Annotated in this window: 21 protein-coding genes; 3 read left to right on the top strand and 18 right to left on the bottom strand. The window is 41.0% G+C overall.

Annotated features, from left to right (window positions below; all coding sequences use genetic code 11):
* Positions 1 to 284: 284 nt before the first annotated feature.
* A complete protein-coding gene (locus IGI86_RS07135; RefSeq protein ID WP_218193115.1) occupies positions 285 to 830 on the top strand; it encodes an NfeD family protein in 546 nt (181 codons plus the stop codon).
* 25 nt (positions 831 to 855) lie between these two features.
* Positions 856 to 2310, top strand: a complete 1455-nt coding sequence (locus IGI86_RS07130; protein ID WP_430617860.1) for a flotillin family protein — start codon at positions 856 to 858, stop codon at positions 2308 to 2310.
* Between the two features lie 78 nt (positions 2311 to 2388).
* Here the strand turns inward: IGI86_RS07130 and IGI86_RS07125 are convergent, their stop codons facing one another.
* The 3 genes from IGI86_RS07125 to IGI86_RS07115 form a co-directional block, all read right to left on the bottom strand.
* Positions 2389 to 2958, bottom strand: a complete 570-nt coding sequence (locus IGI86_RS07125; RefSeq protein WP_005236324.1) for a sugar O-acetyltransferase — start codon at positions 2956 to 2958, stop codon at positions 2389 to 2391.
* Positions 2959 to 2980: 22 nt separating this feature from the next.
* Entirely contained in the window at positions 2981 to 3490 is a 510-nt protein-coding gene (locus tag IGI86_RS07120) for a cyclophilin-like fold protein (RefSeq protein ID WP_008381393.1), read from the bottom strand.
* 124 nt (positions 3491 to 3614) lie between these two features.
* Positions 3615 to 4712, bottom strand: coding sequence for an alpha/beta hydrolase (locus tag IGI86_RS07115; RefSeq protein ID WP_404832147.1), 1098 nt, complete (start codon positions 4710 to 4712; stop codon positions 3615 to 3617).
* Between the two features lie 215 nt (positions 4713 to 4927).
* Between IGI86_RS07115 and IGI86_RS07110 the strand changes: the two genes are divergently transcribed.
* Complete coding sequence (locus tag IGI86_RS07110; protein ID WP_429961848.1) at positions 4928 to 5812, top strand: LysR family transcriptional regulator; 885 nt, start codon at positions 4928 to 4930, stop codon at positions 5810 to 5812.
* Between the two features lie 88 nt (positions 5813 to 5900).
* Here IGI86_RS07110 and IGI86_RS07105 read toward each other — a convergent pair whose 3' ends face one another.
* From IGI86_RS07105 to IGI86_RS07035, 15 genes are all read right to left on the bottom strand, one after another.
* Complete coding sequence (locus IGI86_RS07105; RefSeq protein WP_008381397.1) at positions 5901 to 6314, bottom strand: VOC family protein; 414 nt, start codon at positions 6312 to 6314, stop codon at positions 5901 to 5903.
* Positions 6315 to 6629: 315 nt separating this feature from the next.
* Complete coding sequence (locus tag IGI86_RS07100) at positions 6630 to 7088, bottom strand: DUF3788 family protein (RefSeq protein WP_086317335.1); 459 nt, start codon at positions 7086 to 7088, stop codon at positions 6630 to 6632.
* 43 nt (positions 7089 to 7131) lie between these two features.
* A complete protein-coding gene (locus IGI86_RS07095) occupies positions 7132 to 7596 on the bottom strand; it encodes a hypothetical protein (RefSeq protein ID WP_008381399.1) in 465 nt (154 codons plus the stop codon).
* 231 nt (positions 7597 to 7827) lie between these two features.
* Positions 7828 to 7959 carry a hypothetical protein gene (locus tag IGI86_RS07090; protein ID WP_008381400.1) on the bottom strand — a complete coding sequence of 44 codons (132 nt, stop codon included), beginning with the start codon at positions 7957 to 7959 and terminating at the stop codon, positions 7828 to 7830.
* A 171-nt stretch (positions 7960 to 8130) separates the two neighbouring features.
* Positions 8131 to 8496 (bottom strand): hypothetical protein, encoded by a 366-nt coding sequence (locus IGI86_RS07085; RefSeq protein ID WP_005236340.1) that lies wholly within the window; start codon positions 8494 to 8496, stop codon positions 8131 to 8133.
* 268 nt (positions 8497 to 8764) lie between these two features.
* Positions 8765 to 9748, bottom strand: a complete 984-nt coding sequence (locus IGI86_RS07080; RefSeq protein WP_008381404.1) for a serine hydrolase domain-containing protein — start codon at positions 9746 to 9748, stop codon at positions 8765 to 8767.
* Between the two features lie 140 nt (positions 9749 to 9888).
* A complete protein-coding gene (locus IGI86_RS07075; protein WP_061054032.1) occupies positions 9889 to 10425 on the bottom strand; it encodes a CDP-alcohol phosphatidyltransferase family protein in 537 nt (178 codons plus the stop codon).
* 143 nt (positions 10426 to 10568) lie between these two features.
* A complete protein-coding gene (locus tag IGI86_RS07070; protein WP_034878607.1) occupies positions 10569 to 11252 on the bottom strand; it encodes a M23 family metallopeptidase in 684 nt (227 codons plus the stop codon).
* Between the two features lie 302 nt (positions 11253 to 11554).
* A complete protein-coding gene (locus tag IGI86_RS07065) occupies positions 11555 to 13528 on the bottom strand; it encodes an FtsX-like permease family protein (RefSeq protein WP_430617859.1) in 1974 nt (657 codons plus the stop codon).
* 3 nt (positions 13529 to 13531) lie between these two features.
* On the bottom strand, positions 13532 to 14290 hold the full coding sequence (locus IGI86_RS07060; RefSeq protein WP_005236354.1) for an ABC transporter ATP-binding protein: 759 nt from the start codon (positions 14288 to 14290) through the stop codon (positions 13532 to 13534).
* A 93-nt stretch (positions 14291 to 14383) separates the two neighbouring features.
* Positions 14384 to 15367 carry a sensor histidine kinase gene (locus tag IGI86_RS07055; protein WP_086317327.1) on the bottom strand — a complete coding sequence of 328 codons (984 nt, stop codon included), beginning with the start codon at positions 15365 to 15367 and terminating at the stop codon, positions 14384 to 14386.
* Positions 15360 to 16052, bottom strand: coding sequence for a response regulator transcription factor (locus tag IGI86_RS07050; protein WP_086299510.1), 693 nt, complete (start codon positions 16050 to 16052; stop codon positions 15360 to 15362). Before IGI86_RS07050 ends, IGI86_RS07055 begins: the two co-directional genes overlap by 8 nt.
* A gap of 107 nt (positions 16053 to 16159) precedes the next feature.
* Positions 16160 to 16990: a prenyltransferase gene (locus IGI86_RS07045; RefSeq protein WP_086299511.1), complete on the bottom strand. Its 831-nt coding sequence runs from the start codon at positions 16988 to 16990 to the stop codon at positions 16160 to 16162.
* A 331-nt stretch (positions 16991 to 17321) separates the two neighbouring features.
* A complete protein-coding gene (locus tag IGI86_RS07040) occupies positions 17322 to 17750 on the bottom strand; it encodes a VOC family protein (RefSeq protein ID WP_008381416.1) in 429 nt (142 codons plus the stop codon).
* A gap of 74 nt (positions 17751 to 17824) precedes the next feature.
* Positions 17825 to 19486, bottom strand: coding sequence for a phosphoenolpyruvate carboxykinase (ATP) (locus tag IGI86_RS07035; protein WP_086299513.1), 1662 nt, complete (start codon positions 19484 to 19486; stop codon positions 17825 to 17827).
* Positions 19487 to 19830: the final 344 nt, after the last annotated feature.

Raw genomic sequence — 19830 nt, 5'->3', positions numbered from 1 at the left:
GTCTAGAGTCAGCAGTTCCTTTTGACATTTTTACTACCCTGATTTAATCTACTTTGATTTTGATTGTTTGTCAATGGCTCTTGAAAAAACCATGTGCTTTTGTTGCCTTCTCCCAAATAACAAACCACCATTTATTATATTATTTTATCATTTTATCTAATTAAATCGAATATTTTTATTATTTATTGGTATAATTATAATAGAATCTCTGTTCCTTTCTTTTGTTTCCTTCGTTCTTCTTCCGATTGTCTCCTAACTTTCGTCGCTCTCACAAATCACGCTATTTGAAAGGAGGTGGATATGTGCTGCACACTTATGCACCTGAGCAAATTTATTTGTATGTTTTGATTGGCTGTGCTATTTTAGCCTTTTTGCTGCTTCTGTTTGGGGATATCTTCGATTTCGACGGACCAGTCGATCCGATGTTAATTATTCCATGGTTTGCCTTTACAAGTCTCTTCGGTTACTTAGGAGAAACTTTTCTGTCTAGCTATTCGCTCCTACTTTTCGTCATTAGCGGCTGCCTTGCTACAGGGCTCGTTTTTCTCTTGAATTTTTACGTGCTGATTCCCATGCGAAATGCGGAAGCGACACTGTCAAGTTCTGAGAAAGATTTTGAAGGTCGCATCGCAACGGTGCTGACGCCGATTCCTTGTGAAGGAATGGGCGAAATTCAACTCACAAGTGTCACTGGTTCAAGCAATCGACCAGCTACGGCTTTCCAACCAATCGATGAACTATTAGCAGCTGGATCGAAGGTTTTGATTATTGAAGTCAAAGAACGAGTTTGCTACGTCGTTCCTTACACAAAAAAATTTTTGGATAACTAAACTAAATCACTAAAGAGGTGTATCTATGGATATTCTATTATCACCAATCGTTTTCCCGATCGCCATCGTGGCATTCATTTTATTAATGCTTTTGATCGTCTTTGTCACGAAATATCAAACAGCCAAGCCCGATGAAGCATTGATCATCAGCGGAAGCTATCTAGGTAGCAAAAATGTACACGCCGATGAAAGCAACAACAAAATCAAAATCGTGCGTGGTGGCGGAGCCTTTGTTTTGCCAGTGTTTCAACGATCGAATCGAATCAGTTTGCTCTCCAGCAAGCTGGATGTCTCAACGCCGGAAGTCTACACTGAACAAGGGGTTCCCGTGATGTGTGACGGAACTTCCATTATTAAGATCGGCTCATCCGTGGAAGAAATTGCAACGGCAGCGGAACAATTTCTAGGAAAAACCCGTGAAGAATTAGAAAATGAAGCGCGGGAAGTGCTAGAAGGCCATTTGCGTTCGATCCTTGGTTCGATGACTGTGGAAGAAATTTATCAAAATCGCGACAAATTCAGCCAAAGTGTGCAAGAAGTAGCCTCTGTCGATCTAGCGAAAATGGGCTTGATCATTGTCTCCTTTACGATCAAAGAAGTACGAGACAAAAACGGCTATTTGGATTCTCTTGGAAAGCCTAGAATCGCCCAAGTCAAACGGGATGCTGAAATTGCGGAAGCTGAAGCACTGAAAGAAACCCGCATCAAAAAAGCCCAATCGGAACAAGAATCGCAAACAGCGGAATCAAAACGCATGACCGAAATCGCTGAAGCATTGAAGGAAAAAGAATTGAAGCTGGCGCTTTATAAGAAAGAACAAGACATCGCCAAAGCCGATGCCGATCAAGCCTATCATCTACAAAGTGCCATCATGAAACAAAAAGTCCGAGAACAAGAGATTGAAGTCGAAGTCGTTGAACGACAAAAACAAATCGAATTGGAAGAAAAAGAAATCTTGCGTCGTGAGAAGCAATTTGATTCAGAGATCAAGAAAAAAGCCGATGCGGATCGTTATGCGCTTGAACAAGAAGCGCTAGCCAAAAAAGCATCTGCCTTAGCTACCACTGAAGCCGAGCAATTTCGAACAGAGTCCTTGGCAAAAGCCGAAGCCGATAAGATTCGTTTGATCGGTTTGGCAGAAGCCGAAACCACTTTGGCGAAAGGAACGGCAGAAGCCGAAACGAAAGAAAAAGTCGCTGAAGCCTTCAAGAAATACGATGAAGCAGCCATTCTGAGCATGATCGTCGAGATCCTGCCACAATTAGTCAAAGAAGCAGCCGCACCATTAGGCAATATCGATAAAATTTCAGTCGTTGATACAGGATCAGGTGAAGGTGGCGGTGCCAATCGTGTCACCAATTACGCCACCAATCTCTTATCGACCACACAAGAAACGTTGAAAGAAACCCTCGGTCTTGATGTGAAATCGTTGATTGAAAACTTCGCCGGTTCCACTACGTGCGAGCCGCCTCAAGAATAAGAAAACTGCTGTTAGTCTTCATCGCTTTACAAGCGACAAGGCGAACAGCAGTTTTTTTCTTACTCATTGCTATTATGCTTACTCAGTAACCTCTTTGACATATTTTGCAGGTACACCAGCCACGATCGTGCGCTCAGCGACATCTTTGGTCACCACCGACCCAGCAGCAATGATCGCATGGTCACCGATGGTCACACCGGCAACGATCGTTGCATTTGAGCCAATCCAGACATTCTTCCCAATCGTAATGGGGGCTGGATAAAGCGTGCTACGATCTTCAGGGTGAAGGCCATGATTCAAGGTAGCTAGAACAACGTTATGCCCAATTAGGGTATCATCACCGATCGTGATCCCTCCTTGGTCTTGAAAATGACAACCCGCATTGATAAAGACATCTTTGCCAATGCTGATATTCTTGCCATAATCTGTATAAAAGGGTGGAAACAGCGAAAAAGTCGGCTCAACTGGTTTTCCTGTTAATTGGGCAAAAAGTTCTTGTAACTCATCAGACTCATGGTAGACTGTATTGATTTTCATCGTGATTTTTCTCGCCTTAGCACTCAGAGCTACCATTTGTTTGGAAGCTTGCGAACCGGCAAGTAAGGGTTCGCCACTTGCCATGAGTTTGTTTAATTGATCGATCGTCATGTGTTTTTCTCCTATTCATTTGTTATTCACGAGGATTTCTTAACGAAAAAATAACCTCTACGTCTTCCGCCCCAAGTACTTCTTTTAACCCCGTCGGATCTTCAATGACACCGATACGATTATAGCCACCATAAGAATTGGTAAAGGTCTGATAAAACAGCACCAACGTATGACTATTCCAGCTCATGATTTCTCCTTCGTGAATGATCTCCGGCCGTTCTGTAGTCATTTCTGGCAAATTCTCAGAAAAACGATAATATTTCTCGTTGTTGTTCAAATCACTCATTGTCACCGTAAAGGGCATTTGATTCATTAGGTGCTCAGACACCTCATTTTCATAAAACTTCGCTAGAAAATCCTGTTGACCAACCGTAATGACGACAGCTGTTGCTGCTGAAAACTGCTGGACATTCTCTTGGCTAGCTTCCGATGAAGTTTCGTTAGCGGATTGCATATTGGTTCTCTCTGTTTCGCTTGTCCCACAGGCACTTAATAAGAACAGCAAAATAGCGGATATCAATTTTATAAGCATCTCTTCGCTCCTTTCTGGTGATGATTCTATGTAGAAACGGGCAACTGAATGCGTATTTTCAAAAAAACACGACTGCTCAGCAGAGGCAGAGTGACCGAACAGTCGTGAAGATCGTTGTGGCTATTTAGTTCAAATGTTCTTGGAAGAATTGGGTCATTTGATCAAAAGGAATTACGTCTGTTTGATCATATAGATCAACGTGCGAAGCATTAGGAATGACCGTCAACTCTTTGTTATCGCCTTGTAATTGCTCAAAGGCGTCTTGACTGAAGTAAAGAGAGTGGGCTTCTTCTCCATGGAGTAATAAAACGGCGCTTTGGATCTCATCGATATACGACAAGAGCGGCATATTTAAGAACGACAGCGATGATGTCACGTTCCAACCGTCATTGGAATTTAACGAACGTTCATGATAGCCGCGTTCCGTTTTGTAGTAATCAAAATAATCTTGCATAAAGACCGGTGCATCCTCCGGTAGTGTATCTGGCACTCCACCTGCTCTTTCGTAGCTACCGTTAGCAAAATCAACTGTCCGCTGGGCGTTCAGCTGTTGGCGCAATTCATGACGTCCTTCAGCCCCCATCTCATCAAAATACCCCTGAGCATTGACTCTCGACATGTCATACATCGTGGCGGAAACCGTCGCTTTCACACGGGTATCAATGGCTGCGGCATTCAATGCCATCCCGCCCCAACCGCAAATTCCGATCAAGCCGATTCTTTCTTCATCTACATTTTCTTGGACTGACAAAAAATCGACTGCTGCCTGAAAGTCTTCTGTATTGATATCTGGTGATGCCACATAGCGTGGTTCCCCACCGCTTTCGCCTGTGTATGAAGGATCAAAAGCGATCGTAACAAAACCTCGTTCAGCCATCGTTTGGGCATATAGACCAGATGTCTGTTCTTTGACTGCCCCAAAGGGTCCGCTAACCGCGATTGCTGGAAGTGGTCCTTGCGCATCAATTGGTTCATAAAGATCAGCAACTAAAGTGATGCCGTAGCGATTTTCAAAAGTTACTTTTCGGTGATTCACCGTGTCACTTTCTGGGAAAACTTTGTCCCATTCATCTGTAAATGAAACATTTTCTGTCATCGTTTCTCCTCCTGAACTGGCTTGTGTTGCTTCGTTTGCCGCCTCGTTATTGCTGCTGCAAGCACCTAAAATAAGTGGTGCTAGCATCAATAGTGATACAAGTGTCTTTTTTTGCCAATTTTTCATTTCATTCGCCTTCTTTCATGGTCAATCATCCTGTACCTTAGGGCGACATATACAACTTCTTTTCTCTTTTGATCTTTTGTTGATTACCGGTAACTCATAGATCAAAAGAGTGATTCTCGGATTAAATCTATTGTACTTCGCGATCTTTTCCATGTAAAATATCAATATCAAATACCTAACTATTCATTATACGAATAACAAGAGGAGCATTTTAAATGGAATTAAAAAATCTGACCACCTTTTTAGCAGTTGCAGAAAAAGAGACAATTTCGGCTGCCGCAAAACATCTGCATCTTTCTCAACCTTCCTTGTCCCGACAATTGATGGAGCTAGAAAAAGAATTAGGCGTGACGTTGTTCACCCGAGGCAATCGCAAAATCACACTAACAGAAGACGGACTGTTGTTTCGTAAACGGGCGGAAGAAATCGTAGAATTATTAGAAAAGACCCGCTCAGAATTTTTGTCGCCTCGAGATACGATCGCCGGCAATGTATCGATCGGAGCTGGAGAAACTTACGTGATTCAGTTGCTAGGAGCAATCATCAAAGAAATCCAAGCTGAATACCCTAACATCAAATTTCACTTTTATAGCGGCAACGCCGATGAGGTCAAAGAACGATTGGATAAAGGATTGTTGGATTTCGGTGTCGTAATCAGTCCAGCAGACGTCAAAAAGTACCATTCCTTACGCTTACCTGCCAAAGATACCTGGGGCGTGTTGATGCGAAAAGACAGTCCTCTAGCTGTCAACGAAGTCATTACCCCAAAAGATCTCTGGGACGTTCCCTTGATTACTTCGCGACAAAGTTTGGTCAGCAGTGAACTTTCTAAATGGTTGAAAAAAGACCTGAAAAAATTGACGGTCGTCGCCACATATAACCTAGTTTACAATGCATCAAAGCTGGTAGAAGAAGGTGTCGGTTACGGATTGACTCTAGATAAATTAGTCAACTTCGCCCCAGATAGCCAATTGTGTTTTAGAAAATTGAGCCCAGCACTGGAATCAAACCTTGACGTCATTTGGAAAAACACTCAAGTTTTTTCAAAAGCTTCTGGACTTTTCTTGGAGCGGATGAAGGAACGCTTTACAGTAGAATGATTTCAAATAAAAAAAGATTTATCTCAAAACAACTATGAGATAAATCTTTCTTTACGTTTTTTTCTGATTCATTTTGAATGTTAACTCTTTAGACACCGCCATCCTCCAAGCTTAGCAAATTTCCTTCTGGATCGCGGAAATAAGCAATATGAAAAGCTTGGTCCCCTTCCCCCAAAACGGTTTTACTTACTTCAAACACTACACCAGCATTGTTCATTCTCGTATAATCTTCTTCAAAATCCGTAGTATGAAATGTTGCCGAAAGCGTATCAGATGAAATCCGATTCTCTGAAATCGGGTAGCCCTCCATTTGATCGATCACGGCATCCACTTGGAACATACCAAAAAAAGGCGCCTCCTCTTTCTTCGATGCAAAGCTTGTATAAGGACCTGACTCATCGCCATAAGTTGGTACCAAGCCGACTTTTTCCGTATAAAATTCATAACACTTCTGATAGTCTCCTTTGACTTGAACGCAAGCTGTGATTCGTTGAATGGTCAATTTGTCTTTTCTCCTTTTCGAATGTGTCTTTCATCTATTTAAAGTAATTAAAGCATATGTTAACCATAATAGCATATTTATCGAATAAAATTTATTGTATTGTGAATTCCCTTCGATAATCTAATCAAAATTAGCGTTGGTTTTCCCAATAGTTACTTATATTAAGAATCAATCAGATGAAATGTAATAAACTTAAAGTCTTCTGATTGACTTTTACTTTTCTAAACCTAAAAATGGGTAAACTATAACAAAGATTCCTTTTTGATAGATGCAATAAAATCAGACTATCCAAGTTAAATAAATCTTACTCTTACTTTATTTATTTTTTTTGAACACGATCAATTCGGTGATATCTTCAAAGAGTGATGGATTAGCGACATCAAAAATCACAGAAAAAAACTTCATTTTCGTGCCATTGGTCGGCGCCTTATGAATCCTTTCTTTTGTGTCATCACTGATTGGTAGAGACAATAACTGTGTTCGGACTTTCTCGCTAAAGTGAAAGGAGACTTTGAAGAAGCCCTCCCACATCGAGAGCCAAAAAATTGGTTTCACTTTATTCGTTCCACGAGTCGTTGTCCATTTGTATTCGCCTTTGGATAACCACGCTTTCCCATCTTGGTAATAGCGCCAATCCATAAGAGAGATTCCCTCGTTTTTAAGCGTTTCGACAAAACGTTGATAAATGGCATATTCCTCTCCCAATGATTCAGCAATCAGCTGCTCTGTTGGTTTCACGTTTTTGTCTCGAAACAATTGCTCTTTGCCTTCCATCCTCCCACTCAACTCCTTGCGCTTTTTTTAGGTTTTTGCTACGTTACAATTTAATTTTGTTGATATCATCAGTGATGACCCAATCGTCCATATTTTTTTCACGATTGTACTGAAATGGCGTTATTTCTTCTAATTCAGCGATTTCATAGACCGCTAGATACTTTTTCCCTGCCCAACGATCGACTTGCTTTTTCGATAGATTCAACTCTTTTTCATAGCGTTCTACAAAATCTATGGATTCTTCTTTCGTCATCTTTTCAGATTCAGTCACATTGGCAATGATGCCCCGATGAGTGATGGTCAAATCGCCGCCGGTCTCCACAAAATAAACAAGATCGTTGATTTTGGCTCTTCCTCCTAAGGGTGATTTTCTGCCAGCTGCCCCCCGAATGATCATTGTTTTGTCGCCATGAATCAGTTTCTCAAGCTCTTTGGCTTCCTTATTTAAATAGACCAAATGTTCTGCCCGCCCAGCTTTTCCTTGATACCATTCTGCTGTTTTTGTCATAAGAAGTTCCTCTTTTCATATGAATTGTTTTTTAGCGTTGTCCATTCCATACTGAATGGTTATTGGAACATTTTTTCAATCGTGTATAGGTGAGAGCTGCAACTGTTTCGATTGATGAATGAATAAAAACATTTGTGCAAAGGCATCTGGGATACCGCATTGGTCAAATGTTTCCGCATCTTCTTTCGTTTCGAACTTGGTGATGTCAGCCCAAATTTCTCAATCTACTAATCATTCAAAAGAAAGGTATCCTCTTTGTTTGAAAATGTATTCACGGTTGAATTGTTCAACGACTGGAACAAATTCTGCTGTTGAAGCACCTTTTATTAATTTGTATAAGTTATGAAATGCAACCTGTCCCATCGTGTGTTCCTCCTTTCCGATTCCCTCAAGAAACAGAGCATTTAAACAACTAATAGTCGTCGATTCAACATTCGAATGACTTTTTAACATCCCGTTGTATTTTTCCCTATAATTTCTAAACAGTTGCAACAAAAAGTCCGTTCATCTGAAGAGCATCCGATACTAAAACGATCACTCAATCACTTCCCCTAAAAGCTTGTCGTGGGGAACGATCAAACATTTCTCGATTGCTTTCCAATAGCTTTCATACAGCCTTTTTTGGGCTTTGCCATAGTTTTCTTCGGTATCAAACTCCCAATAGTGGGCATATTTCACACATTTTATGACTCTTGTCAATGGATCAGGCAGGCGTCCTTCCTTGATGGTGCTCATTTCTTTAATGTAATGGGTTCGTTTCATTAATCGAAAGAACAAAGCCCCCTCCATGGCCTTCATTGCCTCTGTTGCTTCCTGCATGATTGCTTCAAAGGTATCGACTTCACTTGGTTTTACTTGATAAATACTGATTTCTGAAAACACTCCGACCGCTCCTTTCACTTGTGATTTTCTTCTCAATTATAGTATACCAAGTTTACGCCGTTGATAGTTTGGTCATTTTATTCATTTCTCATTTATCTTCCGTTTATTATTGATTTGGCCTCCTATATGCGGGATCAAATTGCTAGATTTTAAATTCATAAAAGACTAGCAGCCAAGCTTTATCCGTAGTCACCTGCTTGCCATAGTCATTAAAAGGATCATAAAGCTTTCACCTACAAAAAAAGCAATCAACTTTTGACAGTAGACTGCTTTTTCTTAACGCTCATTATTGCAAAAAGAACGGTTTTAGCTCTGTCTCGATAAAGTCGATTCGATCAAAGACAGTTGGCTTAAAATAAGCCGTAATAGCAATGACGCAATCTGATTCGGGATCAATATAAAGGACATTTCCGCTATTACCGATGGCGGCATAGGTGCTTTTCTCAGTATCCAAAATCCACCACAAATATCCATAACTCATGTTTTGAAATTTCTCTATGTTTGTCTCTAGCGGATTGACCATTTCAGTGAGCCATTGTGAGGAAATCACTTGTTTCCCTTGATGGATGCCTTGGTTCAAGCATAGCTCACCGATTTTGGCTAAATCTTTTGCTGAAAGGCATAGCCCGTAACCTGCCGCCCCAATATTTAAAGGATCGCAAAACCAAACTGGTTTTTTTGGTGCCTTGCTCATTGTAAAGTGCTTATGTTCTTGTGCCGTTTTCGCATAATAATTGGTTATTTCGGCTACACCAAGAGGGCGAAATAAATAATGGTTCGCATAATCAACGGTCGTCATTCCAGAAGCTTTCGCTAACAAACCAGTGAGGATCTGCAGACAAACGGTTTGATAATTGAATTCATTTGTCACTCCTTTTCTTCCTCCCAATAAATCAAGGGAGGCGCTGGTCCAGTCGTCACTCGAACAAACTTTTGTCCATGGATCACCTTTGCATTTATACGGGGCTCGCATCGTTAATAGGTGTTTGATGGTAATATCGTGAATCGTTTTTTCGCCCCGTTTTACGGAATAGTCTGGAAAATAATCGAGTACTTTGTCATTGACACTCCTGATGAGGCCTTGATCTATCGCTATTCCGACTAGTAGAGAAACGATACTTTTCGTAGCGGACATAAGGTGGCAAGTATCGTCTGGCTTATACTCATGCCATTCATCCGAGTAAACTTCCTTTCCATTTTGGTAGGCAGAAATTTGGCAAATATTGGGCTGGTTTTTACTGATACATGCATGCAGTTCTTGTCTGTTCATTTGTGAAGCCTCCCTTCAAAGATAAGCATAGTACCATTAAAAATTGTTTTCAATGTTATTTTTAAAATTGTTTTTGAAAGGACTTTTAAAAGACTACTTCAGAGGAACAAACAAAAAAGGCCCTCAATGATAGAGGTACCTTACATAAAACTTTCGAATATCGATTTTTGATTTCTATCCAGTTTTTTTGCGAGGATCGTTATCAACAATTCTTCTAATGCCGAAATAGTGGCGATGGTCCCCAAAATCAAGACAACAATTCTTTCATGGAATACGATGAGCAGCAATGGAAAAATACATAAAAGAAATCCGACTGCTTTGTTGAGCCATGTATGCAGACTGCTAAAAGACTGAAATTTTACATAGCCAATCAGATAACTGACGAAGCGGATGATAGCGATCACCAAGATCCAAACCATGATCGTTTGGGTTTCCAAAAGCTGCGGTAGAAAAGAAAGAAAGACAGCGAGAAAAAAGCTTACATCTGCGAAACTATCTAGTAAGGCACCGACCTCACTCGTGAGGTTCATCCTTCTTGCTAGTAGCCCATCGACAAGGTCACTTAAAAAACAATAGGAATAAAGCAGCCAAAACCAGCCAGACATTGGCTGAAGGAATAGTAAAAGTGGTGCTAGAATCAGTCGAGAAGTAGTAATGATATTGGGTAATTGCTTCATTTGTTCCCCCTGAAATACATTTTCTGAATACCTAAGATTGTTGCAAGTTTTTTAAAGAAGCTCAGAAACGTTAAAATGTTCTTTCTTCTAAGCATTTCGGCGATGCCCCCCTATCAAAGTCTCACAGCTAGTCCCTAATGCTCCTATAAAAATCGTATCCGTTCTGTACTATCTGGTATCTGATTCCGAACTTTTATCCATCGTCCTGCTCGGTAAACCTCGTATTCTTCAAAGCGACAAGGCAGCCCTTTTGCATAGGCGATATCGTTACTGTCCATCACTTGAAAATGCAAATGAGGTGAAGTCGAATTGCCGGAATGCCCGACATTGCCAATCACCATCCCTTTGGTGATTTTTTGTCCTACGGAAACTTTGATGGATCCTTTTTGCAAATGGACGAATGCCATATATACGCCCTCAGAAGCTTTTATCACAATGTAGTTGCCAGCTATTTGTTGATACTCATCTTTTTGTTCATTAAAAAACAAGCCATTTTTTAAAGCAATCGAAAAATCGACAACCCAATGAACGACTTTGCGTTCCCGATAGCCCTCTCTTACAACAATCACTTCACCATCACAGGGCGCATAGATTTCTTTGCCCCAACAATAACAGTTCTCAAGGGGAACTCCTAAGAAGAAATAGCGCAGAAAGCTTCGGTCGTGAAAAGCTTTTGTTTTCCCCTCAAAATCGACTTGTAAAAAATCAAACGCATAACGTAACCCCATTCGATCAGTGCCATGACTAGGAATCTTCTTGGCTGGTGTAGTCGGCGCAAGCCACTCACCTCTTAAGGGAAATTCAATGGTTATCGGCTGCTCTTTCATAGGACTTTCTCCTTTTTGGATCACATGATCTCTTTTATTTGGAAATGACTATCAGCCTCGCGGCAATCTATACCTGTGCTTTACTCCTTTTCACTATAGGTCACCTAAGCCTTTTTTTCAACTCTAAAAAAGTGGGCTAATAGGAGTAGCTAAAAAAAAACACCTCAATCATATAGTGATTCCAAAAAGTTAGATCAAAAATTCTAACTTCTAGAAGTCGCTTCATGGATGAGGTGTTCTCACATTCTATTTTACTGTAGGTCCTGTCGGTGACGACTCGTTCGACTAACTTTTTTTAACGGCTATTGTTTTCGCTCCACAAGTCGGTAGTAGACTCTTGCAGTGATGAAATACACCATTAAATAGATCATTGTAAACAGCAGAACAGAGATCATCGATACCGTGATCAATAAGTTGCGATCTGTCAGACCAAAAAGAAGCAACAACTTCCGAATCATCGGCAAAGCAAATGCGAGATGGATGATCGCTGCCGCCAATGGAAATGAGAAAATCATCAAGACTTGCTGCTGGATCACTTGTTTGACTTCCTTATGGCTTAACCCAACTTTTTGCAAGATCTCGAAGCGTTCTTTGTCCTCCATCCCTTCGGAAACTTGTTTATAATAAATGATCAATGCGGCAGCTAAAATAAAGACCACACCAAAAATCAAGCCTAAGAAGAAGAAGCCGCCGGTAAAGGTTTTGGTCTCACCTTCAAAAAGATCTTTTGACTGAACGCTCGCATTAGCATCTGCTGCCAGAAGTTCGCTGCGAATCTCTTTTGCGATCGCTTCGCGATCGCTTTCTTCTGCTGCTTGAAAATTAAAGACTGTTGTTGTCATTGGTTGCTGGTAAAGTTGAAAATCTTCTTTTTGATACCAAGAGCTTAGCTTTTCAGTAAGCCACTGATCATCCGCCACAAGAACAAGATGCTGAACCGGGTTTTCTGTTTTCGTGAATGTTGGCAGTTCCTTCACTTCCCGCAAACGAAATTGACGATCATCGATCGTGGTCTTTTCTGGTAATGCTTGTTGGGTCCAAGTTGCGGGAAAAACAAATAATTCATCTTCAGCAGGTCCTGTTTTCCCGCTGATTTCATGGTATTCAGACCTGGTAAGAAAAGTAAGGTACACGGCTTTATCTAAACTATCACTATTTTCTTCAAAAGTGGTTGAAGGAACAAAGTTTAGGCCCTCAAAGGTAAAAAGCAATGGTCTTGTTGTAGTGACTTGCTGGCGCTCTTTGATCGTTAGCTTCTCTTCAAGTCCATCAATCACTGTGTTGATTTGCTGGGAATCAGCCGCTGACTCAATTTGAACATCGTATGGAAAACGAGTTTCGATCACATTCTTTTGTCCAAAGTAAAGACTGGCGGTCGTAGCAACTGTCACTAACACCATCGTTGATAAAATACAAATACTTGCTAAACCAGCCGCATTTTGCTTCATCCGATACAGCATGGTAGAGATATTGATAAAATGGGTCGTTTGATAATAATAGGTCGTTCGTTTTCTTAAAAACTGCAATGCTTTGATACTACCAGCAATAAACAACAGATAGGTAGCCAAGATTACGAGGATGACGGCGACAAAGAACAGGCCTAAGGCACTGATGGGAGACTTGATCGTCACAGAGATCGTATAGCCCGCCACTAAACAAAGGACACCTAATAGTGCTAAAATGCCTTTCGCGCGAGGCTCTTTTTCATTACGCTTGCTTCCCTGTAGTAATTGAAGTGGATTGGTTTTGCGTACTTGCAACAGGTCAAATAAAAATAGACAACCAAACACGCACATAAAATAGAGGATCACAAATCCAATGCTCTCAAATGAAAGTTTAAAAACAAAGAATTCACCTACGGCTAAGATTTTCTTCAGAATCAAAAATCCTAATCGTGCAAACAATAAGCCACTGATCAACCCGGCCGCAAGACTAATAAGAAAACTGTAAAAGAGTTCCCAAAAGACCACGAAGGCTATCTCGCGTTTTCCTAGTCCCAAAACATTGTAGAGACCAAATTCTTTTTTTCGCTGCTTGATCAAAAAGTTATTGGTGTAAAAGGAAAAGATCGCCGCAAAGATCATCAGGATGATATTTCCTAAATGAAACATGAAAATGGCGCTTTGACTACTAGGAAGTTCCTTCATCCCCGGATTGTTCACGATGATTTGCGTCATCATCAAAACAGCTACCAAGAAACTCATGGATACTAAAAAGGGTGTGTAGGCTTTGGCATTTTTACGTAAATTGGAGAAGGCGATTTTTTGAAAGAACATTCGTTACTCCTCCTTCGCAAAAACAGCAGTCATTGTTTCGGCGATTGCTTCTAGAAAAGCGGTATCACTCCGTTCTCCTCGATACAACTGGTGAAATACATACCCGTCTTTGATAAACAAGACGCGTTGTGCGCGACTGGCTGCGATCGAACTGTGGGTGACCATCACGATCGTCTGTCCGTTTTGATTGATCTGCTGAAATAATGTCAGTAGTTGATCAGAGGTTTTCGAATCCAGCGCTCCGGTTGGCTCATCTGCTAATAGCAGTTCTGGTTTTGTGATGATCGCTCGTGCGACGGCAACACGTTGCTTTTGTCCGCCAGACAATTCATACGGGTAATGCTGCAATAAATCGGCGATCCCTAAAGTTTGTACAATAGGCTGAAGCTGCAATTCCATTTGTTTGACGGAAACTTTCGATAAAACTAATGGCAATAAAATATTGTCCTTTACCGTAAAAGTGTCCAATAAATTAAAGTCTTGAAAGACAAAGCCTAAGTGATCCCGTCGAAAACTTGCTGCATCTTTTTCTTTGATGGTGGTCAAATCGATGCCATTCAGCTGCATCTCACCCGCTGTCGGTTGGTCTAACGTCGCCATCAAGTTCAGTAGCGTACTCTTCCCCGAACCTGATTCCCCCATGATGGCTACATATTCCCCTTCTTCTACCTTAAAGGTGATATTCTTCAACGCTTCGACGGGTTGCCCATTCAGCTGGCTTTGATAGATTTTTTTTACTTGTTGAATGTTTAAAAGTGTCATCTTGTTCCCTCCTTCCTTTTTAGAATAAGCTGACTGGCAGAAAAAAGCGACTTACAATAAAAACCGCAAACTTACAGTGTTGAAAGTTTGCGGCTATCGGTTATTTGTGGTGGGAAAATGAAGTGTGACGATGGTTCCCTGTCCCACTTCAGAATCAATCGCTAAACGGCAGCCGATTTTTTCAGCCGCTTGTTGACTCATATATAAGCCTAGCCCGCTCGCTCGTTGCTGAAAGCGACCATTTTGTCCCGTATATCCTTTCTCAAACACCCTTGGCAAGTCTTCCTTACGAATACCAATGCCGCTATCTTGAATCACTAAGGCATTGTCTTTAGTGAAAACATTAATGCCACCGGTTTCAGTATACTTCAAGCTGTTGAAAAGAACCTGTTCAAAAATAAAAATGAGCCACTTTCGATCAGATGTCACCGTCAAATCCACTGCCATATCCAGTTGCAGATTCTTTTTCGAGAAAAACAAGGCATACTTTTTGATTGTTTGACGAACAAGGGGCTCTAAAGCAATCGACTCAAAGACAAAATCATCATTCGCTAAATTTTGTCGCAAATAATTCAACATCATTTGCAAGTAATCGTTCACCTTAAATAATTCCGCTTTGACCTCCGTCGGTGACAGGGTATCGCTTTGAACCAAAAGATCCAACGCCGCTAGAGGCGTTTTGATTTGATGAAGCCACAAGCCGAAATCTTCATAAATTTCTTCATTTTTCACGGTCGCTTTGTATTCAGACAGAGTTTTTTCTTTTGCCATCTGCCTAAGAAGCGTTTGATACTCGTCTTCTAGCCGATTTCGAGTGGTCGGCAAGAACGCCAACGCCGCTTCCGTCATACGTTCTTTTCTTAATAAATGCTGTAGCTGCTTTCTTTTTTGTGCGTAACGAAAATAATGAAAAAGGGAAAGACCTCCTAAAATCACCCCTGAAAAAACCGCATAGTCAATGAAGGGTTCTAATGGAAGGCTGTGAAGAAAGAATAACCCTAGTAGACCCGCACTAAATAGCAGGTAAACGAGATAAAACTTTCCATACAACACGAAATATTCTTTCACATTAGTCATAGGCGTGTTCCTTTTCTATCAAATAGCCTTTATTCTTTACCGTTTGGATCAAATCGGATAGTTCGATCTGGCTCAATTTTTTTCGCAAACGAGTCATATTGACGGCTAATGTATTGTTATCGATGAACTCTTCACTATTCCAGAGCATTTCAATGATGGTCTCTTTGGCTACGATCTTCCCTCGATGCTGCAAAAGCAAGGAAAGAATCCGAGCTTCATTTGGAGAAAGCGGCAACTGTTCCCCCTGATTTTTTAATACATTTTCTGTTGGATAAAAGGTTACTTGCCCTATGTCAAAGGTCAGCGATTGTTGGTGGCTATACTGATAGCTGCGCCGCAGCAACGCTTGGATTTTTGCCAAAACGAAGGCTAAATCAAAGGGTTTTGTTAAATAATCATCCGCCCCCATGTTCATCGCCATGATTTGATTCATCTGCTGATCCATCGACGAAAGAAAAATGATCGGTACTTCTGACGCCTTGCGAATTTCTTGGCACCAATGATACCCATTGTAATAAGGCAAGGAGATATCTAAAAGAACGAGATCAGGTTTGATGTCGTGAAACTCTTGCAAGAGTTCAGCAAAATTCTTGGCCGAATGGCATTCGTATCCCCACTGCTGCAAATAATCGGCTAAAACAGAGACGATCGTCGCATCATCTTCAACCAGATAGATTCTTTGCATGTCTTTCTCCCCTCTGTTGATTATTCGGTCGGTTCTTTAGAGACAGTGTACCAGAAAAGAAAAAGAATCGTCTAGATGGAGGAACATTCCAAAGGTCTGTTTTTTCCTTAATCTTCTGCCAAGTGAGCAAGGATTTCTTGGTACCGTCGGGTGGCGAAGGAACTAATTTGTCCTTTTTTACAAAAATTCAGTTTCCCCAGTTTTGGTACAACCCGTTCTACAATAACATTGCCATTTTTAACTTTCGATTCAAACTGCTGCAAAGCCTCCAGAAACCGTGCGTCTTTTCTGGCAGAAGGATAAAAAGACAAGACATACAGATAATAAAAAAGATTGTACCCTCTAAAGGGGTATTCTGTCTGCATAAACAATGTGCCCATTCCGTAATGACAGGGACTGATTGGCTGACGAATCTCCCAATGAGCAAGCAAGCATTCGATTGCTTGATTAAGTGTTTCCATCTGTTCACGATCATGAGTATATCGAAAGGCATCAAGGACCGTTAACGTCGTCATCGGGGTTGAATAGCGGGTCTCCGGGCCGCGACCAAAACTGTATTTATTGCACTTCCAGCCGCCATCTGTTTCCTGAGTATCAAGAAAATAGTGAAAGGTCTGTTGTAGCCGCGGGTCCCTTGCGTTACCAAGAGCACACAGCGTTCGCAAAGCCAGCGCTGTATGACAGGGATAAATCCCCCCTGATGGCGAAATTTTAAATCTGCCATCTTCTCTCCATCCTTGAAAGATCAATGCAGCGGTCTCTTTTAATAAGTTCTCCTCAGGCGACATACCAAGTTCAAGCAAATAATGAGGACACTCTAAGGTTGTAAAGGGTGCTCCTTTCAGTAATTTATGGTCTGGCGTCGACCATAAATCGGCGCCATGATCATATTGACGGGAAATGATCGCTTCGATATCTTGCTGAACCGTCTGATCCATATTGTTCCTCCTCCATTTCTTAAGTGCCCTGCAATCAACGCAACAATCCTTATTGACCCACAATGCAACAGCTTCTAGAATGATAAAATCGACGTTTTTCAACACATGAGTTAGATTTTTGTATTCGAATTGTCCAAATAAATTTTAGGAACCAACGAGTTTTTCAGGATGGACGTACTTAAAAAAAGAGTGTTCAGATTTTCCTGATGACAGGTTCTAAAATAGTTTCTCTCTAAACTCGCCTGATTATGCTAGCCCCTTAATGAAAGATCACCTTAATAAGAACGCGCTCACGCAATAATTTAATGCCACACTCTTCTAGTTAAAGGAATCAGGCATAATGAAATAGTTCAAAACGAATGCCTTCTGGGCTTTCAAAGAATAAGGCATAGTAGTTAGGAGCGATGCGCTCTTTGTACTCCATTGGTCGATCGTGAAGGATCTTTACCCCTAAGGCTTTTATTTTGGGAAAGATCGCATCTACTACTTCGCGGCTTTCCGCCTTAAACGCCATGTGCTGAACCGAGCCAGGTTTTCTTGAATCGATTTTCTCCTTCTTCCATTCTTTTCGTGGGGAACAAATACCGAAATCAAATGAATCCCCTATATATTCTACTACTTCCATATCGGCATGTTCTAAATACCCAGAATATTTCTTCTGAAGGTCGAAACCTAATAGTGCAAATAATTGATCATAAAAACCTTCTGCTTTTTTTACATCATTGACTGTGATTTGGATATGGTGAAACTGAATGTTCATAATCGCTCCTTTCTGGCTAACAAAATAAGTGTTTCAGGAAGAAAAGCCGCTTGCGGAAGTTTGATTCAATGGGATTAGCCAGGAAGCTCATTTAATGTAGAAATCACATTTCCCATTGCCTTTGCTACCTCTTTAGGCAACTTATTATAGCCATCATTTTCTGTTTCTTGAGCCAAAATAAAGTCCAGCCGTCCTTGCATCCGCTCTCTTAAATGAGCAACATAGGAGGCATCTTGAAAATCGACTTCGAACCCTGTTACTGGCAGGTAACTCATTTCTGTGATTTCACCAAACCTCTTAAAATTGGCCTCGCCTTCCACAATTTTTTCAATCGATGTCAGCGTGACTTCAGGTGTGACCTTCTTGTCTTTGTAAAAGCCTGTATTTAAAATATAACAAGCCGTTTGGTTTTCTTTGAATAAGTTCATGAAATGGGCAAAATCTTCTTTTAAAGGATAGACTCTAAATGGATTGGCATAAGGCTCGATGACCAGTTTATCTATATCCGTGGTCTCGACAACATGTTCAGCTGTCGTGCGCTTCGTAGCTAAGGTCAAACCAAAAACAGCGGCTAAAATCGGATCGTCAATTTTTACTACAGGAGGTAGCGTGTCATCTTTCATGATCCAAAATACTGCATCGATCGGCGAATCTAAATGATCCACCCGGTTAGGTGTGACATACCGTGATTTGACGGTTCGACCATTCCCGTTACGAATATCTTGGGTGACGATGACCTTTTTTCCTTCCTCGTCTAAAGTGACCCCAACATTTTGACAGGTGATAAAGTAGCGGACATTTGGGTTGGTTAATGGATAGTCTTGCGTTTTATCAAAATAAGAAGGCTCCAGAGCAGTGGACGCACCATTTGTTCGATTGATCACAAACGCATCGTCATGCAGAACCTTGATATCATATTTGCCATCATGTTCTGCCAATGTAATGGTCGATTTTCCTGATCCTGAAAGACCAAAAGCAGCTATCGTAAATGTTCGATTCGGTAGCTGATATTGCTTCATTCCTCCATGACACGCCACAAAGCCATTGCGATGCGCGGTAGCCCAAGCCAAAGTTAATGTCGCTTTTTTCAATTCACCAAAATAGTTTAAGCCTAAGACTGCCGCAACATTGTGTTCAGGATCAAAGAGAGACAGCCCATAAGGAAAATCAGGATGTGTCCAGTCCGGATCAGCGTACAAGAAAATATCTGTCTCTGGATAGTTCTTGGAATGTTGATACCTTTCCTGCCATGATTTCGTCAGCATTTGAAAATTCAACAAATAAGAATAAAAATTGGTTTCATAGTACTCTGGTAGCAACAGGTGTGCTTTGACCATAAACGCTTCGTCTAACCCTACGACAACTTCACCGCCATAGAATTTTTTACGTGTCCCTTGAAATAAAGCATCTCTTAAAATCCCTTCATACAATTTTCGATCAATCCCGGGATGTCCGATGATGCGTCGAGCTGCCGCTGTCCGTCCAACAACTTTTCCGTCATTAAACACGATGACTTTAGCATCCTCTGGTAGTCCTAACTCCTTGGTGTGTGTGACCGGCATATCCGTAAGAATAGCACCTGAAGATTCTTTTGCTAAGCAATAGGCCGTGGCTAGATCATGAATCCAAGTGACATTGTTCCCATAAAAAGCTGACTCTATCAACACTTTAAAACTCGACAAATGCGTATTCTGCGGTGTAATCTCTTTGTGTGAAAATGCACGAATCGTTGCCATGTGTAATCCCTCCTAACAAAAATTTTCTATTCACTACGTTTATTATAATACTTTCTAATCACCACACGCCATATTTTTATACACATTAACTATAAATTGCCGACAAACCATTTTGTTAAAGGATTTGGATCTCTGCATATTTGAAGCTTCACTGCTTTTTGCATTGATTTTTTCCCCGCTCATCAATAGTGAGAAAGAACAAAAAAACTGGCACAGAAAGAGTATCTTTCAGTTCCAGTTTCTGGTTTTATATTTCATCCATTCTAAACGTCACAATCGACGTAACTAGATAGACAGATGGGTTTTAGTTGCTTATTTCTCAATTGACTTGCTTTCTCTAGTAA

This window comes from Enterococcus sp. AZ188, from assembly GCF_050544075.1.
Taxonomy (GTDB): Bacteria; Bacillota; Bacilli; order Lactobacillales; family Enterococcaceae; genus Enterococcus_D; species Enterococcus_D entomosocium.
The sequence above is the reverse complement of the archived record's forward strand: the minus strand, read 5'-3'. Positions and strand labels throughout refer to the sequence as shown.

Bases quoted from the DNA above. Each gene is read 5' to 3' on its own strand.
- IGI86_RS07130 (WP_430617860.1), top strand. From the start codon at position 856: ATGGATATTCTATTATCACCAATCGTTTTCCCGATCGCCATCGTGGCA.
- IGI86_RS07125 (WP_005236324.1), bottom strand. From the start codon at position 2,958: ATGACGATCGATCAATTAAACAAACTCATGGCAAGTGGCGAACCCTTA.
- IGI86_RS07120 (WP_008381393.1), bottom strand. From the start codon at position 3,490: ATGCTTATAAAATTGATATCCGCTATTTTGCTGTTCTTATTAAGTGCC.
- IGI86_RS07115 (WP_404832147.1), bottom strand. From the start codon at position 4,712: ATGAAAAATTGGCAAAAAAAGACACTTGTATCACTATTGATGCTAGCA.
- IGI86_RS07110 (WP_429961848.1), top strand. From the start codon at position 4,928: ATGGAATTAAAAAATCTGACCACCTTTTTAGCAGTTGCAGAAAAAGAG.
- IGI86_RS07100 (WP_086317335.1), bottom strand. From the start codon at position 7,088: ATGGAAGGCAAAGAGCAATTGTTTCGAGACAAAAACGTGAAACCAACA.
- IGI86_RS07095 (WP_008381399.1), bottom strand. From the start codon at position 7,596: ATGACAAAAACAGCAGAATGGTATCAAGGAAAAGCTGGGCGGGCAGAA.
- IGI86_RS07090 (WP_008381400.1), bottom strand. From the start codon at position 7,959: ATGGGACAGGTTGCATTTCATAACTTATACAAATTAATAAAAGGTGCT.
- IGI86_RS07080 (WP_008381404.1), bottom strand. From the start codon at position 9,748: ATGAACAGACAAGAACTGCATGCATGTATCAGTAAAAACCAGCCCAAT.
- IGI86_RS07075 (WP_061054032.1), bottom strand. From the start codon at position 10,425: ATGAAGCAATTACCCAATATCATTACTACTTCTCGACTGATTCTAGCA.
- IGI86_RS07070 (WP_034878607.1), bottom strand. From the start codon at position 11,252: ATGAAAGAGCAGCCGATAACCATTGAATTTCCCTTAAGAGGTGAGTGG.
- IGI86_RS07065 (WP_430617859.1), bottom strand. From the start codon at position 13,528: ATGTTCTTTCAAAAAATCGCCTTCTCCAATTTACGTAAAAATGCCAAA.
- IGI86_RS07060 (WP_005236354.1), bottom strand. From the start codon at position 14,290: ATGACACTTTTAAACATTCAACAAGTAAAAAAAATCTATCAAAGCCAG.
- IGI86_RS07055 (WP_086317327.1), bottom strand. From the start codon at position 15,367: ATGACTAATGTGAAAGAATATTTCGTGTTGTATGGAAAGTTTTATCTC.
- IGI86_RS07050 (WP_086299510.1), bottom strand. From the start codon at position 16,052: ATGCAAAGAATCTATCTGGTTGAAGATGATGCGACGATCGTCTCTGTT.
- IGI86_RS07045 (WP_086299511.1), bottom strand. From the start codon at position 16,990: ATGGATCAGACGGTTCAGCAAGATATCGAAGCGATCATTTCCCGTCAA.
- IGI86_RS07040 (WP_008381416.1), bottom strand. From the start codon at position 17,750: ATGAACATTCAGTTTCACCATATCCAAATCACAGTCAATGATGTAAAA.
- IGI86_RS07035 (WP_086299513.1), bottom strand. From the start codon at position 19,486: ATGGCAACGATTCGTGCATTTTCACACAAAGAGATTACACCGCAGAAT.